Raw genomic sequence first — 15,131 nt, 5'->3', positions numbered from 1 at the left:
GTCTCCTGTGGTAAGTGGATACCTGCATGATGCACCAGATCGATCAGCAGAGCCCGGACTTGTCCATGATGCAGGTTGTAGCCACGCGGCGGCGCTCGACGTAGTCAGGCTGGGTCAGGATGGCCGGATCCTCGCTGGGACAGTCGCCGCCGCTATTGCAGGAGATAGCCTCGAGCTGCACCACCTCCTTGGCGATCGCGGCGCCGGCGCCGTCCTCGCCCTCGTTGAAGCTGTGTTTCGTGCAGCGTACCGTCACCCGAAAGCCGCTGTCGGCTGCGAAGTCGGCTAGTGTCGTTGTTGCGCAATTTCCCTTGCTCAGCTGGTAGAAGCCCCACTCGATGCCGCCGCGCGCGGCCAGGCTGGCGCGCGCGCCGAGCAGGGCGCCGTTGACGGTGGCCTGCTGGGTGCCGGTCATCCGCAGCAAGGCCACGCATACGCCGGCCACGACCACCAGCAGCACCACCGCCGCGATATAGGCGAAGCCGGACTGGCGCGCCGCCTTCATGGCACGTTGCTCACGTGGGCGCCCAGGGTCAGCGCCACCGATTCGCCGCCGTCCGCCAGGCTCAGCTGCAGCTGGACGAAGCCGCTCTGCTGGGTCGCGCCCTGGTTGGGCGAGTAGACGAAGGCGCAGCGGGCGACCTTCGAGGCCAGCACCGGCGCGCCCACCGGCACCATGCAGCTCTCCGTTTGCGCTTGCGCAAGGGTGCGGACGACGCGATACAGCACGCCCTGGCCGCGCCCGTCCTTCAGGCCGTCGTTCTCGCAGACGTAGCTGACGACCTGCTCGCCGCCCGGCACCACGACGAAACGCCCATCCTCGTAGCCGAAGGGGATGCGGGTCGGCGTCACGCCGAGGCGGTGCCTGCCCTTCCAGGCGTCCGGTCCCTGATCGTCATGGGTGGTAACCGAGGTGATGGACGAGACGTTACTACCGCCGTAGACGTCCCCCGGGTTCTGGTTGCCGATCACGACCAGGTCGCCCACGGCCGGGCGCGCGGTGAAGGGCGTCATCACGTCGAACTGCGTGGCGGCGGCGTCGTGGTCCAGGTAGGCGTCGCCGCTGCGCCCCGGTGCGACGTCGGGCCCGGCGCGAAAGCGCCCGCCGTCGATGGTCGGGACCAGCTCGAGGCATTGCGCATCGCCCAGCCTGAGCGAATTCGGCACCGCCGACCGCACTTCCTGCACGATGCGGCGCAGGGCGGTATCGGCCTGGTCGGTCAGCGCGGCGCGCTGGCCCACCGCGAGATAAGCCTGCATGGTGGGAGCGATCTGCAGCGCCAGGATGCCGCCCAGCACGCCGACCAGCACCATCACGATGACCAGCTCGACCAGGGTAAAGCCATGCTGGCGTTTCATGACGTCTCCCATGGGCGGGTGCGCCAGCCGGTCAGCGACAGCTGCCGGTCGCCATGGGTGACGGTGACCGTGACACGCAGTGCGTCCCCGGCCGGAATGCCCTCCAGGGCCACGCCATTCGATTCGACCCGCACGCTGACGCCATAGGCATCCAGTCCGTCGATCGGCTCGCCGTCGATGTCGCGGATGCCGCTGCTCGCATAGCCGGGGTTGGCGTCGTCCAGGCGATCGTAGTCGCGCACGTCGTTGAACTGGGCGCGGGCCGGCTCCGCGACCTCGTCAGCGGTGACGTCGAAGGGCTTGAGCAGCACCTCTTCCATCATGCTTTCACCGATGGCCAGCATCTGCTGGGTGATCACCGGATCGGCGCTGGCCAGGTTGGCGCGCGTAAAAGCCGCCACCAGGCCGGCCAGCGCGGCGCCGATGATGACGATGGCGATGATCAGTTCCACCAGGGTGACCCCTGCCATGCGCCTATTGAACATAGCCGGTGCTCCCTTCGAACACGATGCGGCGGCGCTCCTTGCCGTCGAGGTGGATGAGGACGGCGCCGCGCACGGTGTCGTGGCCGGCCGCGCTGGACGTGATCAGCCCGTTCGGCTGGAAGTACAGGGTGTGGCTCGTCGCCGTCACCCCGCTGGCCGTCGTGGCCGCTCCGATCGCGTCGAGCGCGATGCCGCAGCCGGCCGCGCCGGGTTTCTCCGCCATCTGCAGGATGACCGCACTGCCCCCCACGTTCACGCAGACCAGGCGACGCCGCGCCACCGCCGTCTTCTGGGCGCTGCGCAGGCTGCTCGCGACCTCGTCGCCGAAGGTGGCGGCGGCGAAGCTGTTGTCGCCCACGAGCCTGGGCACCCCGATCGCGGCCAGCACGCCGATCAGCACCATCACCATGATCAGCTCGACCATCGTGAAACCCCGTTCGGCACGTAATCGAGTCAATTGAACACCTCGCGCACGTGGATGATGCGGCGGTTTTCCGGCGTGTACACGCCGAAGGTGGCGCGCCCGGAAGGATCCCTGGTCTCGGTTGTGCCGCAGCCGTTCACGACCGGGCGCAACCAGGGCATCCTGGCGCCGGCCGAGTCGACCTGGGTCCCGGCAAGCTTGCCGATGCAGGCATTGTCGCGCTTGTCGCTGCCCAGATTGGCGGCGATGTCGACCGGGCCCGGCCCGCCGGCACTGACGCGCAGGTTGAAGGCGGCGGCGCCCTTGACCAGCTTCAGCCCATCGGACGGGATCGTTTTTTCCAGGCTGACGCCGGCGCTGGCCGGCCTGAAGGCGAACGCGTCTGCCGGGATGACGGTGGCGCTGTCGTCGCTGTGCAGCAGCCAGCTCTTGCCGGTCCAGTATTCGGCCGTGACCGGCACCGACAGCGTCGCCTTGTGACTGCCGAAGCGGTTGCCGATCCGTAGTCGGCCGCTGCGGATGATGGGCATTGCGGCGTCCTCGGCCGTGGCCGGCGCGGCCGAGGAGACGTCGCCCGGCGAGGCATTGCCGTTGCGGGCGCGTAGGCGGATCTGCGCGGGCGCGCGCGGAGACTGGCTGAACACGTAGCTCGTCTCGACCAGGGCAACGCCGTCGACGAACATGGCGTCGCCGATCGTCGCGGCGGACAAGGCGCCGGGAGGCGAAGCGAAGGCGGCGCCGTTCTTGTCGTTCGCTGCCAGCGTCACGGGTTCGCTCAGCTTGCGAAGCGCGCTGTAGTTGAGCGTGACCGCCCCCGCCTTGTTCATGGCGCTGACCCGAAGCGGGAAGGGCTCGCCCGCGTAATAGATGGAGCGCGGCGTCGCCAGGGCCACCTCGAAATAGGCCGGGATGAAGGGGCCGGCCGTGCCGCTGCAGCCGCCGGCGCCGGCGGTGTTGGTGTTGCCCGAGGCGCCCAGGCCCGTGCCGAGGAAGTCGGACAGGCGCGCCTGCAGGTCGATGTTGCCGACGTCGGGCCAGCTGGCGGCTACCTTGGCGACCCCCGCGCGGAACATCGGCGCGGCCGCCGCGATGCTGCGCTTGTTGCCGCCCTGCGCGTGGCACGCCACCTCCAGGGTGACGGCATGGCTGGTTGCCAGCGCGTCGTTCAGGGCCTGGGTGTCGAAGTTCGGCGTGGCCGCGCCGGCGACGTTGCGCGCGGTGAGCGTGAGCGCGAACTCGGCCCCGGCCCGGATCGGCCCGGCGGCAGGCTGGATCAGGAACGACGCCGGCGCCGTGACGGCGCTGCCTTCGCCGCTGGCCTTGCCTTTCGCACCGTCGACGACGGCGTTCAGCCTGATTTCGCCGGCGTCGGCATAGCTGTACGAGAACTGCGCGCTGCCATCGTCCTTGAAGGTGGTGTCGAGCGTGCTCTTCGTCCCCGGAGTGCAGGCCAGCGGGCTGCCGTCCAGCACGGGCGCCAGCGTGCCGGTCTTCGGCTTTGCGTAGCTGCAGGACAAGGTCACCTTGTGCGGCTCGTTCTTGAACGCCGCGATGCATGCGCTGTTCTCGTCGTTCGCCCTGACCGCCTGCAGCGTGGCCAGGATGCCGCCCGTGCCGGCCGCGTGGGGAGGAACGCTCAGCTTGAGCTTGGTCCCGCCGGTGAAGCGCATGAAGCAGCTACCGGTGTTGTCGCTGGTGCGGTAGCATTGGCTCTCGGGGGTGCCCGTCGCGCCGGTCACGGCCAGCTCGACGCTGCCGGCGGCGATGCGGGTGAGCTCGACCACGGCCGAGCCGGCGTTCTCGACGATCGTGAAGTCCTTTCCCAGCAGCCTGCCCGAGACCGTACCGGCGAAGTGCGGCGCGGTACAGGTGGCGTTGGCGCAGGCGGTGACGGTGATTTTCTCGGGCAGGCAGGTGTCGCCTTCGCCGTCGTGGGTGATCAGGAAGCGCTGCGGGCCTTTGGACGCCGCAGGACCTTCGCAACGCGGGCCATTGGCGCTATTGACGGGGAAGCCGCTGTTGTTGGTCACGCAGTCGCACTTGCCGGTGGCGGTTCCCTTCTTGCAGAAGATGGTGCCGGCGACCCGTCCGGCCCACTCCAGCGTGGCCCAGTTGACGCTGGCGTTGCCTGTGATGAGGGCATTCGAGGATTGCAGCAACAGGTTGCCGGTATCGACGCTGCCCTGGACGGTGTTCCCGGACCCCATGCTGATGCTGGTGGTGGCGTCGACGTTCCCCTCGATCCTGCTGCCCGAGGCTTGCATGTCGAAGACGCCGGTCGCGACGTTGCCGGTCACGGTATTCCCGGAGCCCATCGTGAACGAGGTGGTGGCGGTGATGTTGCCGTTCACGGTACTGTTTGTTGAGAGCATGTCGAATACCGGAGCCGTCACGCTGCCGGAAACCGTACTGCCCGACGCGAGCGTGAACCTGCTGCCGGCGCTCACATCGCCGGTAATGGTCGTCGACGACGAGGTGGTAATCGATGCGCCGCTGACGTTGCCCGTGATTTTCGATCCGGAACTGATGGAGATCGTCCCTTGCGCCGCCAGCTTGCCCTTGATCGTCACCTGCGCGCCGCCGAGCTGGATGGCGTTGGCGCTGACATCGGCCGTCATCGACTGCGCCGAGCTGCCCATGTAGAAGGTGCCGCCGACGACGAAGCTGCCGCCGGACACATCGAGCCTGGCGGGATTCAGGTCCGCAAGGCTGAAACTGCCGGTGCAGACCAGCCGCGAACCGGCGCGCATGACCAGGCGCTGGTTCCAGCCGAAGGTGAAACTGTTGTTGAGCTTGAGCGTATAGCCACTGGCGATGTTGATTTCGTCATTGCCTTTGATGGCGAAACTCGCGGGACAGTTGTATTCCTTGTCGGTCAGGGTGCAGTCGCCGGCGGGATTGCCGTCGAAGTTGAAGACGGCGGCCTGGGTGGCGCCGCTGCCGAGCAGCCCCGCCAGCGCGAGCGCGAGCGCCGGCAGCCAGCGTCGCAAGGCATGGCAGGCCTGCGGCGCTTGGCTGGGGAACAGCATGGCGAAAAGGGATGGGATGTACACGGTTGGACCTGCACTGAAGCATGGAATCCCAAGTGTGCACCAGAATGGCTGCTTGCAACAACGTATTTTTCCCTTAAGGAAACATTCGTGTATGCATGGACGCAACAGCGGACGCAGCCGCCTTCCGCGGCAGGCCGTCAGGCGGCGATCGCCGTCTCGTCCGTGCCCGCGATCGCCAGGTGGCGGTTCACCGCCGACAGCACCGCGCGGAACGAGGCCGTCACGATATTGCTGTCGATGCCCACGCCGAACAGGGTCTGGCCGCTGCCCACGCGCAGTTCGACGTAGCAGGCGGCGCGCGCATCGGCGCCGTGGCCGATCGCATGCTCGTGGTAGTCCATCACGCGGATGTCCAGGCCCAGCGCATTCACGAAGGCGTCGATCGGGCCGTTGCCCTTGCCCTGCATGGCCTGCGGCGCATGGTGGCGCGTCAGGTCCAGCGCGATTTCCACACCATGCGCGCTGTCTTCCGTCATGCGGTGGGCGGCGTAGGCATAAGGCGTCTCCTGCTCCAGGTATTCGCGCGCGAACAGTGCGTGGATGTCGGCGGCGGCGACTTCGCGGCCGGTCGCATCGGCCATGCGCTGCACGGCGCGCGAGAACTCGATCTGCAGGCGGCGCGGCAGCTCCAGGCCGTATTCCTGCTGCAGCAGGTAGGCCATGCCGCCCTTGCCGGACTGGCTGTTGACGCGGATGACGGCGTCGTAGCTGCGTCCCAGGTCGGCCGGGTCGATCGGCAGGTAGGGCACTTCCCAGATCGCATCGGCCTTCTGCACGGCGAAGCCCTTCTTGATGGCGTCCTGGTGCGAGCCGGAGAAGGCGGTGAAGACCAGGTCGCCCGCATACGGATGGCGCGGGTGCACCGGCAGCTGGTTGCATTCCTCCACCAGCTGGCGCACCGCGTCGATGTCGGAGAAATCCAGGCCCGGGTCGATGCCCTGGGTGTAGAGGTTCATCGCCAGCGTCACCAGGTCGACGTTGCCGGTGCGCTCGCCGTTGCCGAACAGGCAGCCCTCGACGCGGTCGGCGCCGGCCATCACGGCCAGCTCGGCCGCCGCCACGGCGGTGCCGCGGTCGTTATGCGGGTGCACGCTGATGACCAGGGCTTCGCGGCGCTCCAGGTGGCGGCACATCCACTCGATCTGGTCGGCGTAGACGTTGGGCGTGCTCGCTTCCACGGTGGAGGGCAGGTTGACGATCATCCTGTTCTCGATCGTCGGCTGCCATACATTGCTGACGGCATCCACGATCTGCTTGGAGAAGTCCAGCTCGGTGGTGGAGAAGGATTCCGGCGAATACTCGAGGCCCCACTGGGTCTGCGGATGCGCGGCCACCAGTTCCTTGATCAGCTGCGTGCCCTTGACCGCGATCTGCACGATCTCCTCGCGTTCCATGCCGAACACCACGCGGCGGAACACCGGCGCCACCGAGTTGTAGACGTGGACGATGGCGCGCTTGGCGCCGGCGGCGGATTCCACCGTGCGGCGGATCAGCTCCTCGCGCGCCTGGGTCAGCACGATGATGGTGACGTCGTCCGGGATGCGCTTTTCCTCGACCAGCATGCGCACGAAGTCGAAGTCGGTCTGCGATGCGGACGGGAAGCCGACCTCGATCTCCTTGATGCCGATTTTGACGAGCATCTCGAAGAAGCGCAGCTTTTTCTCCGGGCTCATCGGCTCGATCAGGGCCTGGTTACCGTCGCGCAGGTCGGTGCTCATCCAGACCGGCGGGCGGGTGATGGAGCGGCTGGGCCACTGGCGGTCGGCCAGCTGGACGGCGGGGAAAGGACGGTATTTGGCGGCGGGGTTCTTCAGCATTTCGTTTGCTCCTGATGCGGTGACACGACGAGCCCGTGGGGGCGGTGGTGTGGCGGCAGGCTGCCGGACGGGCCACGAACGCTAGGCCCGGCAACCGGTCAGTAGCTTTAGCAGGAGACGAAACTGTGCGCGCGAGCCGACTGCCAGCGTGATGCTGGTGGCGGAGAACGACGGGGTGTGGAACGGAATCTTGGACATCGGTACAACTTTCCTTGACTGCTTGCAGGCCGGCGGAGGCGCCGGGACGTACGGCGTGGATTACGCGCGTAGTAGCAGGGCTGCCAGCGATAGCGCGCCGGCGGCAGGTAGGGAAGTCGACAGATGCAGGTGGAAGGACATGCGATCCACTCTACGAGAGGAATGGATCGCATGTCAAGCAAAAAATGCTGCGTTGCGGAAGCGTTTACAGTTTCTCGAGCAGCGCCGGCAGTTCCTTCATGAAGGCGTCGCGCACGCGCAGGCCGGCACGGGGGCCGCTCTCGCCCTGCGCATCCTGCACCAGGCGCGCGAACACGACCGTGCGTCCGCCGTCGACGGCCCAGCCCACCAGCCAGCCATGCGGCGGCGAGCCCGGTTCCGACCCGGTGCCGGTCTTCGCATACACTTCCCAGCCGTTGCGCAGCCGCGCATGGCGCATGAGGGCCGCCGTCATGTCGAAGGCCCGGGCGGACACCGGCAGCGTGCGGTTGACCAGCTTGCGCAGGAACACCGCCTGCTCGTCGGCCGAGATCTTCAGCGAGCTGCCCAGCCAGGCCTGGGTCAGCCCGTCGTTCTTGCCCGGGTTGCCGGAGGCGTCGCGGTTGCCGTAGTCGAAGCGGTCGATATAGGACTGGAAGCGCTCCGCGCCGAGCCGGGTCGTGACCTGCTGCGAATACCAGACCACCGAATGCTTCATCCACGCGTCCGGGCTTGTCGTGGTGCGCCATTCCGGCAGCCAGTCGACGTAGCCTTCGCGGAAGGGCAGCTGCGGCGTGGCCGTATCGACCAGGATGCCGCTGTCGTAGCCCATCAGGCTGATCGCCACCTTGAAGGTCGAGGCGGGCGTCACGCGCTGCTCGCACTGGCCTTCGCGCACCAGGGCCTTGCCGGTCTCGGCATCGACCAGAAGCGTGCAGCTGATTGCCGCCTGGCCTGCGCCCGGCAGCGCCACACCGGCCAGCAGGGCCAGCGCCATCAGGTATTTCATGTTTGTTGCGCCTCCATCAAAGTGGGCAGTATAGCAACCGGGCAATATTTGAACAGGGCACTTTTCTGCAGCGTAGCGCCATCGCTGGTATACTGGCCGTCTGTCGTCGAAGCAGCGCTTCCGACTTCCCCCGGCTCCGTATCTGCAACATCGCGCTACGCCGCCGCCCAAGCCTCCGCTCCTGCGTTTCCATTTGCAGGCTGCGCGCTTCCCTCTCTCCACCCTGGCCCCCGGTCTGGCCAGCATCAGCACCAACGCCGCCGCACTTCGCTGGTCGGCGCGACCGACGTTTCATCGACCCGTGCGCCGCGCGGGCCGTCAACAGCATAAGGAGCTAGCATGGCAAAAGAAGAACTGATCGAAATGAATGGACTGGTGTCCGAAATCCTGCCTGAGATGCGTTTCCGCGTTGAGCTCGACAACGGCCACAAGCTGATCGCCTACACCTCGGGCCGCATGAAGAAGAACCACATCCGCATCCTGGCGGGCGACCGTGTCACACTGGAAATGTCGCCGTACGATCTGAACAAGGCACGGATCACTTTCCGCCACATCGAAAACCGCGGTCCTTCGGGTCCGCGTCCGGCGCCGCGCCGCCGCTGATCCTGCTCAAGCCTGTGCAAGGCAGGCGTGCGCTTCCCGGGGACGGGAAGCGCGCATACTTCGCTTCCGTAGCTGACCACGGGAGCACGCAATGGAAGCATTCCTGCTTTTCCTGGCCGATGGGTTCACAAGAGCATCGCCTCTTGCCATCGTCGCCTATACCCTGCTGGCCACGCACGTCACCATCGTGGCCGTCACCGTCAACCTGCACCGCCACCAGGCGCACCGCGCCCTGTCCCTGCATCCCCTGCTTGCCCATTGCTTCCGCTTCTGGCTGTGGCTGACCACCGGCATGGTCACGCGCGAATGGGTGGCCATCCATCGCCGCCACCATGCGCACTGCGAACGCGAGGGCGACCCGCACAGCCCGCGCCAGGCAGGCCTGCGCACGGTGCTGCTGCGCGGCGCCGAACTCTACCGCACCGCCAGCCATGACCGGGAAGCCATCGCACGCTACGCGGCCGGCTGCCCGGACGACGCCATCGAACGCCGCCTGTACAGCCGCTTCACCTGGCAGGGCGTGGGCCTGCTCCTGGTGATCGACGTGCTGCTGTTCGGCGTGATCGGCCTGTCGGTGTGGGGCATCCAGATGCTGTGGATTCCGGTGCTGGCGGCGGGCGTGATCAACGGCGCCGGCCACGCCGTCGGCTACCGCAATTTCGACTGCCAGGAAGCGGCGACCAACATCGTCCCGTTTGGCGTGCTGATCGGCGGTGAAGAGCTGCACAACAACCACCACACCTTCGCCACCTCGGCCAAGCTGTCGGTGAAGTGGTACGAATTCGACATCGGCTGGATGTACATCCGGCTGCTGGAGTGGCTGCGGCTGGCGAAGGCGCGGCCGCTGCCGGCGCCGCCCGGCATCCGCTACCGCCATGCGAAGATCGATGCGGCGACCGTGCGCGCCGTGCTGGCCAACCGCGCGCGGGTGATGGCGGCGCTGAATGCACGGCTCAGGCTGGTGTGGCGGCGCGAGTTGCGCGGCATCGCGCTGGGCGCCGGGCTGGACCGGAAGGCGGCGTTGCGTCTGCTGAGCCGCGACCCCGGTTACCTGAATGGCGACGAGCAGGGCAGGCTGGGCGGGCTGCTGGCGGCCAGCGATTACCTGCGCCGGGTGCAGGCGCTGCGCGAGCAGCTGGCGCAGCTGTGGCAGCGCTCGCTGGCGAGCGAGGAGCAGCTGATGGAAGCGCTCAGCAACTGGTGCGCGAAGGCGGCGGCGGACAGCTGCGCGCAGGTGCGCTCGTTTGCGGCCGAGCTGCGCGGGTATGCCTAGGTTTCAACGGTGCTGGCAACAAACATGATCGGCCTTACAATGTTTCTATCTAAAAAACAGGCACCCGACGACCCATGGCCCATATCCATCCTGCCGGCTGGCGCGAGATGTCCGTCACCGGTTCCGCCGCGCGTGAAATCGAAACCCTGACGCTCCTCGAAAAGCGCCTCTCGGATACGCCTTACGAGATCTACCATGGCGTCCACTGGACCAACGTCGAGCACGGCTTCTCGGCCTACGGCGACATCGACTTCATCATCGTCGCGCCGAACGGCAGGCTGCTGCTGATCGAGCAGATCGCCGGTTTCCTGAACGAGAGCAAGGATGGCCTGGTCAAGAACTACCAGGGCAAGCCGCGCAAGATCCGCCACCAGATCCTGCACACCATCGAAGGCTTCGCCAAGCGCTACCAGGGCGAGCTGTCGATCGACTACCTGCTGTACTGCCCCGACTACATCGTGAAGGACCCGCAGCAGGCCGGCATCGACCCCAGCCACATCATCGACGCCACCACCAAGGGCCGCCTGGGCGCGAAGATCCGCGAAATCCTGCCGATTACCGCCCGCACCGAGGACTTCGACCGGGTCACCCGCTACCTGGGCGACACCCTGAGCCTGCGCCCGGACCCGAGCTCGATGATCGGCTGCGCCACCAGCATGGTCACGCGCCTGTCGGGCGGCCTGGCCACCTGGGCGCGCCGGCTCGAATTCTCGCCCTTCCGCCTGCGCGTGGTGGGCACCGCCGGCAGCGGCAAGACCCAGCTGGCGCTGGCCGAATACACCGCCGCGATCGATGCCGGCCTGCGCCCGCTCTACGTCTGCTTCAACCGCCCGCTGGCCGACCACATCGAGCGCCTGGTGCCCGCGGGCGGACGGGTCGCCAACTTCCACGAGCTGTGCGACGCCTGGCTGCGCGCCCAGGGCAAGACGCCGGACTACGGCGCGCCCACCGTCTGGGCCGAGATCGAGGGCGCGCTGGTGGAAGCGGACCTGCCCGAGACCTGGCAGTACGACGTCGTCATCGTCGACGAGGGCCAGGATTTTTCCAGTACCTGGCGCGACATTGTGCTGCGCATGCTGAAGGAGGGCGGCCGCGCCATCTGGCTGGAAGACCCGGACCAGAACCTGTACGGCAAGGAGATGGTGCCGCTGCCCGGCTGGGTGGTGCTTCACTCGAACACCAACTACCGCAGCCCGCGCGAAGTGGTGCAGATGCTCGGTTCGATCGGCGCCGTCAGCCAGCCGGTGGAGGCGGGCAGCCCGTTCAAGGGCGCCGACATCGAGGAGCTCACCTACCCGGAAGGCGACGTCGAGGCGATGCTGTCGCAGACCCGGCGCGCCGTGACCCTGTGCCTGGCCGCGGGCTTCGGGCGCCAGGACATTGCGATCTGCTCCTTCCGCGGGCGGGAGAAGTCGGCCATCCTCAAGCTGGATAAGCTGAGCGACGCGCACACGCTGCGCTCCTTCACCGGCGCCTACGACCTGTTCGGCAACCCGGTGTTCCGCGAGGGCGGGCTGCTGGCGGAGTCGGTGTACCGCTTCAAGGGCCAGTCGGCGCCGGCGCTGATCTTCACCGAGATCGACTTCGAGGAGATGGACGAACTCACGCTGAGAAAACTGTTCGTCGGCATGACACGGGCGCGCCTGAAGCTGGTGCTGGTGATGAGCGAGCGTGCGTCGGTGCAGTTCCTTGATCGCATGAGCGGGGGCCTGCCCGACGCTTGATTCATGCCGACGGCATGGAAATCCATCCCGTCCCCGCGCACGTCCCGTGCTAGCATTTTGCTCATCGAATCCTGGAGAAGACGATGAAGCGACCGGCGGTGGCAAAGACTGCGCGCATGCGCGTGAAGGTACTCGGAGCATCGGCACTGATGCTCCTGCTGGCCGCCTGCGGCGACCATCCGCCCAAGGACGACGATGACGACGAGCAGCCGCCCGCGCAGGCCGCCATCAGCATCGTCGCCGGCAGCGCCACGGAATCCGGCAGCACCAACGCCACCGGTGAGGCCGCGCGCTTCAATGGCCCCACCGGCATCGCCATCGACGCCGCCGGCAACCTGTACGTGGCGGACACCGGGAACACGATGATCCGCAAGATCACGCCGGCCGGCGCCGTTACCACCCTGGCCGGCGCCAAAGGGTCGAACGAGTTCATCGACGGCCTCGGCGACCGTGCGCGATTCGTCCAGCCCCTTGCGCTGGCGATCGACAGCAGCGGTACCCTGTACCTCACCGATCATATGCGCATCCGCGGCGTGAGCAGCGCCGGCCAGGTGAGCACCGTCACGACCATCCCGGTCGGCGGCAACGTCGACGGCCGCAGCATGGGAATGATCATTCCGAGAGGGATCGCAGCGGACGGCCGCGGCCACGTGCTGGTGACGAACGGCCTGAGCACGCGGCGCATCGTGGCCGGGGCGACGGGCATGCTGGAGGGAGTCGAGGTGGCCCAGGACCTGTTCGGCACCCAGGTGGCCGAAGCGCGCGGCGTGGCGACCGACAGCAACAACAACGTCTACGTGTTCGACCTGCAGCGACGGATCAGTCGTACCTTCAATCCATTGACCGTCAACGCCAACGTGTTGACGCCGCTGGCAGGCGCGCCGAACGGGCGCGGCGCGGCCAACGGCACCGGCGCTGCGGCGACTTTCGAACAGGTGGTGGCGCTGACGGTCGACCCGCAGGGCAACGTCTACGCGGCCGACGCGGTCAACAACCTCGTGCGCAAGATCACGCCAGAGGGCGTGGTGACGACGCTTGCCGGCACCACACGCAAGGACACGCTGCAGCCGGGGAACCTGCCGGGCAGCCTGGCGCCCATCCGGGGCATCACCAACGACGGCAAGGGCAACCTCTACCTCACCTCGGGCAACGCCGTCATCAAGATCAGGCTGCCGTAAGCGGGTAAGGCCGCGGCGGTGGCTTTTAGTGGCCGATCGCCGCGGTGGCGACGCCCTGCGCCACGCTGTTCTTGCTGGTGGTGGTGGTGAGCGCGAACAGCGGCTTGCGCGGCGACTTGTCGGTGCTCCATTCATAGGCGACGGTGCTCTTGACGCCGTCCGGCCCCTTTTCCGAGGTATTGCGCTTGCGCTCGCTGCGGAAAGGCTCGGGCGCCTTGCCCACCGTCTTTTCGAACATCGCCTGGACCGTCGCGGCCGGCACCGTCTTGGCGTACAGCGCGCACAGGTTCTTGTCCGAATGGACGACCATGATGAACTGGCCGTGCTGGCTCGGCACCGACCAGGCATTGCCCTTGGCGCCCTGCAGGAACACGGCCGCGGCCTCGGCAGGCAGCTGGGGGAAGCTGGAGAGCTGCTTGCGCAGGCCGTCGAAGTCGTGCAGGTACTTCAGGCAGTGCGTCGAATAGATATTCATGAAGGCCGCGGCCTGCTGTTCAGGCGCGGCGATGGCGATTGAAGAAAGCAAGGTACCTCCGAGGATGATGGCGGCTTGGCGAAGAAGTCGCATGGGTCGTACTCCGGCTGATTGCTATACGTCTTACTATAGCAACTCAGCCCTGAAATGCCGGGTTGCCTCAGGCAAACGTACGCGAGGGAGGGAAGGCATGGCACGCGCTTATACGAAGCAGGATGTCCCGCTCGAAAAGATCCGCCGCTACCTGGAACCGGGGCCGATCGTGCTCGTCAGCTCGAGCTGGGAAGGCCGGCGCAACATCATGACCATGGGGTGGCACACGGTGATGGAGTTCTCGCCCTCGCTGGTGGGCTGTGTGATCGCATCGAGCAACCACAGTTTCGATATGGTGCGGCAAAGCCGCGAATGCGTGATCAACCTGCCGACCATGGCGCTGCTGGATGCGGTGGTGGGGATTGGCACCACGTCCGGCAGTGAAGTGGACAAGTTCGAGCGTTTCGGCTTGAGTCCGGAAACGGTGGAGGGTGTCGCGGCGCCCGCCATCCGCGAATGCCACGCCCACTTTGCCTGCCGGCTGCATGACGACAGCCTGGTGGACAAGTACAACTTCTTCATCTGGGAAGTGGTCGCGGCGCGGGCGGCGAGGATGCCGAAGCATCCGGAGACCGTGCATTACACCGGCGAGGGTGTATTCATGGTGGCGGGGAAGGTGGTCAGCCGGAGATCCAGGGCTCTGCTAGCAATGGAGCCGAATTGACTTCCGAATTCATTGGCTCTGCAGCGGCATGGCCATGAGGCTCTGGGACCTCGAGAATCAAGCGTGGAATTCGCTCGTATAGCATGATCTTGAATTCGTCCCGGTCTTTCGAATGATGACAGCGGCGGTGGCAGTTTGGACAAAGGGCAGCAGCGTTTGTCGTCCTATCGGAACCGTGACTTGACAATGGCATGACGTGATGGACTTCGAGATAGGGCAAGCCATCGGTTCCGATAAACGGAGCTGGACTGCCGCAAGCTTCGCAGCTGCCGTTAGCGGCTTGTAGGACCCATGCCTTGACTGCGGGATCGCGCACGAATGTCGTGACGGTCGATGTACTCACGCCAGGAGCTATCGATCCACGTGGAATGGCACCCAAGTGTCGCTGTCGTAATTCGGAAACACGCGCCTCAAGCGAGTTGCCATCGGCCGTCGGCACGTATGGCTCCAGCGATTCGACGCCGTAGGCACTCAGCAAGGCGCTCATCTTTTCTTTGACATCCGAGCCGATATTACGAGCTGGCTTATAGCCGGCGATATAGGGCATTTTCAGCTCGTACAACGCGGCAGAGATGTTCTGCATTCGGAACTCGACGGAGCCTTCAGTGCGGGCAGCCAATGCACCGGCACGGAGATCACGATTCACCGCAGCCTTGTTGTAGGCAATCCCTGAGATAGCCCCTTGAAGTACCAGACACAGTCGATGCTGTATCCTTACGGATAGGAATAAGACTGTGAGTATGACTAGAAACAACCAAACCATCGAAGTCGTGACGGTGTCCGAAGAGCGACGCCGG

The 15,131-nt window shown here is 66.3% G+C and carries 14 protein-coding genes; 5 read left to right on the top strand and 9 right to left on the bottom strand.

Annotated elements, in window-relative coordinates:
- Positions 1 to 43: 43 nt before the first annotated feature.
- From FG94_RS03450 to blaOXA, 7 genes are all read right to left on the bottom strand, one after another.
- Positions 44 to 505 carry a hypothetical protein gene (locus FG94_RS03450; protein ID WP_051996110.1) on the bottom strand — a complete coding sequence of 154 codons (462 nt, stop codon included), beginning with the start codon at positions 503 to 505 and terminating at the stop codon, positions 44 to 46.
- Positions 502 to 1,359: a type II secretion system protein gene (locus FG94_RS03445; RefSeq protein ID WP_229445842.1), complete on the bottom strand. Its 858-nt coding sequence runs from the start codon at positions 1,357 to 1,359 to the stop codon at positions 502 to 504. Before FG94_RS03445 ends, FG94_RS03450 begins: the two co-directional genes overlap by 4 nt.
- Positions 1,356 to 1,829 (bottom strand): hypothetical protein, encoded by a 474-nt coding sequence (locus tag FG94_RS03440; RefSeq protein WP_051996107.1) that lies wholly within the window; start codon positions 1,827 to 1,829, stop codon positions 1,356 to 1,358. The genes FG94_RS03445 and FG94_RS03440 overlap by 4 nt, the downstream gene beginning before the upstream one ends.
- Positions 1,830 to 1,833: 4 nt before the next feature.
- Positions 1,834 to 2,301, bottom strand: coding sequence for a Tfp pilus assembly protein FimT/FimU (locus FG94_RS27595; RefSeq protein WP_161783933.1), 468 nt, complete (start codon positions 2,299 to 2,301; stop codon positions 1,834 to 1,836).
- Positions 2,298 to 5,321 (bottom strand): polymer-forming cytoskeletal protein, encoded by a 3,024-nt coding sequence (locus FG94_RS27075; RefSeq protein WP_152570828.1) that lies wholly within the window; start codon positions 5,319 to 5,321, stop codon positions 2,298 to 2,300. Before FG94_RS27075 ends, FG94_RS27595 begins: the two co-directional genes overlap by 4 nt.
- A 137-nt stretch (positions 5,322 to 5,458) precedes the next feature.
- Positions 5,459 to 7,138, bottom strand: coding sequence for a 2-isopropylmalate synthase (leuA, locus tag FG94_RS03425; RefSeq protein WP_036207132.1), 1,680 nt, complete (start codon positions 7,136 to 7,138; stop codon positions 5,459 to 5,461).
- A 403-nt stretch (positions 7,139 to 7,541) separates the two neighbouring features.
- Complete coding sequence (blaOXA, locus tag FG94_RS03420) at positions 7,542 to 8,324, bottom strand: class D beta-lactamase (protein ID WP_036207129.1); 783 nt, start codon at positions 8,322 to 8,324, stop codon at positions 7,542 to 7,544.
- 339 nt (positions 8,325 to 8,663) lie between these two features.
- Here blaOXA and infA point away from each other — a divergent pair, with 339 nt between their 5' ends.
- From infA to FG94_RS03400, 4 genes are all read left to right on the top strand, one after another.
- The gene (infA, locus tag FG94_RS03415) at positions 8,664 to 8,927 is read left to right on the top strand and encodes a translation initiation factor IF-1 (protein WP_027867080.1); all 264 of its coding nucleotides are present in this window, start codon (positions 8,664 to 8,666) and stop codon (positions 8,925 to 8,927) included.
- A 91-nt stretch (positions 8,928 to 9,018) separates the two neighbouring features.
- A complete protein-coding gene (locus FG94_RS03410) occupies positions 9,019 to 10,200 on the top strand; it encodes a fatty acid desaturase (protein WP_036207126.1) in 1,182 nt (393 codons plus the stop codon).
- A gap of 74 nt (positions 10,201 to 10,274) precedes the next feature.
- A complete protein-coding gene (locus FG94_RS03405; RefSeq protein WP_036207123.1) occupies positions 10,275 to 11,924 on the top strand; it encodes an ATP-binding domain-containing protein in 1,650 nt (549 codons plus the stop codon).
- 83 nt (positions 11,925 to 12,007) lie between these two features.
- The gene (locus tag FG94_RS03400; protein WP_036207120.1) at positions 12,008 to 13,102 is read left to right on the top strand and encodes a DUF839 domain-containing protein; all 1,095 of its coding nucleotides are present in this window, start codon (positions 12,008 to 12,010) and stop codon (positions 13,100 to 13,102) included.
- Positions 13,103 to 13,127: 25 nt separating this feature from the next.
- On the opposite strand, the gene FG94_RS25770 is transcribed toward FG94_RS03400, so the two are convergent.
- Entirely contained in the window at positions 13,128 to 13,670 is a 543-nt protein-coding gene (locus FG94_RS25770) for a hypothetical protein (protein ID WP_152570827.1), read from the bottom strand.
- A gap of 97 nt (positions 13,671 to 13,767) precedes the next feature.
- Here FG94_RS25770 and FG94_RS03390 point away from each other — a divergent pair, with 97 nt between their 5' ends.
- On the top strand, positions 13,768 to 14,334 hold the full coding sequence (locus FG94_RS03390) for a flavin reductase family protein (protein ID WP_036207116.1): 567 nt from the start codon (positions 13,768 to 13,770) through the stop codon (positions 14,332 to 14,334).
- Here the strand turns inward: FG94_RS03390 and FG94_RS26395 are convergent.
- A partial coding sequence (locus FG94_RS26395; protein ID WP_152570826.1) for an HNH endonuclease occupies positions 14,291 to 15,131 on the bottom strand: 841 nt, incomplete at its 5' end. The genes FG94_RS03390 and FG94_RS26395 overlap by 44 nt on opposite strands.

This window comes from Massilia sp. LC238 (genome assembly GCF_000735635.1).
Lineage (GTDB): Bacteria > Pseudomonadota > Gammaproteobacteria > Burkholderiales > Burkholderiaceae_D > Telluria > Telluria varians.
The sequence above is the reverse complement of the archived record's forward strand: the minus strand, read 5'-3'. Positions and strand labels throughout refer to the sequence as shown.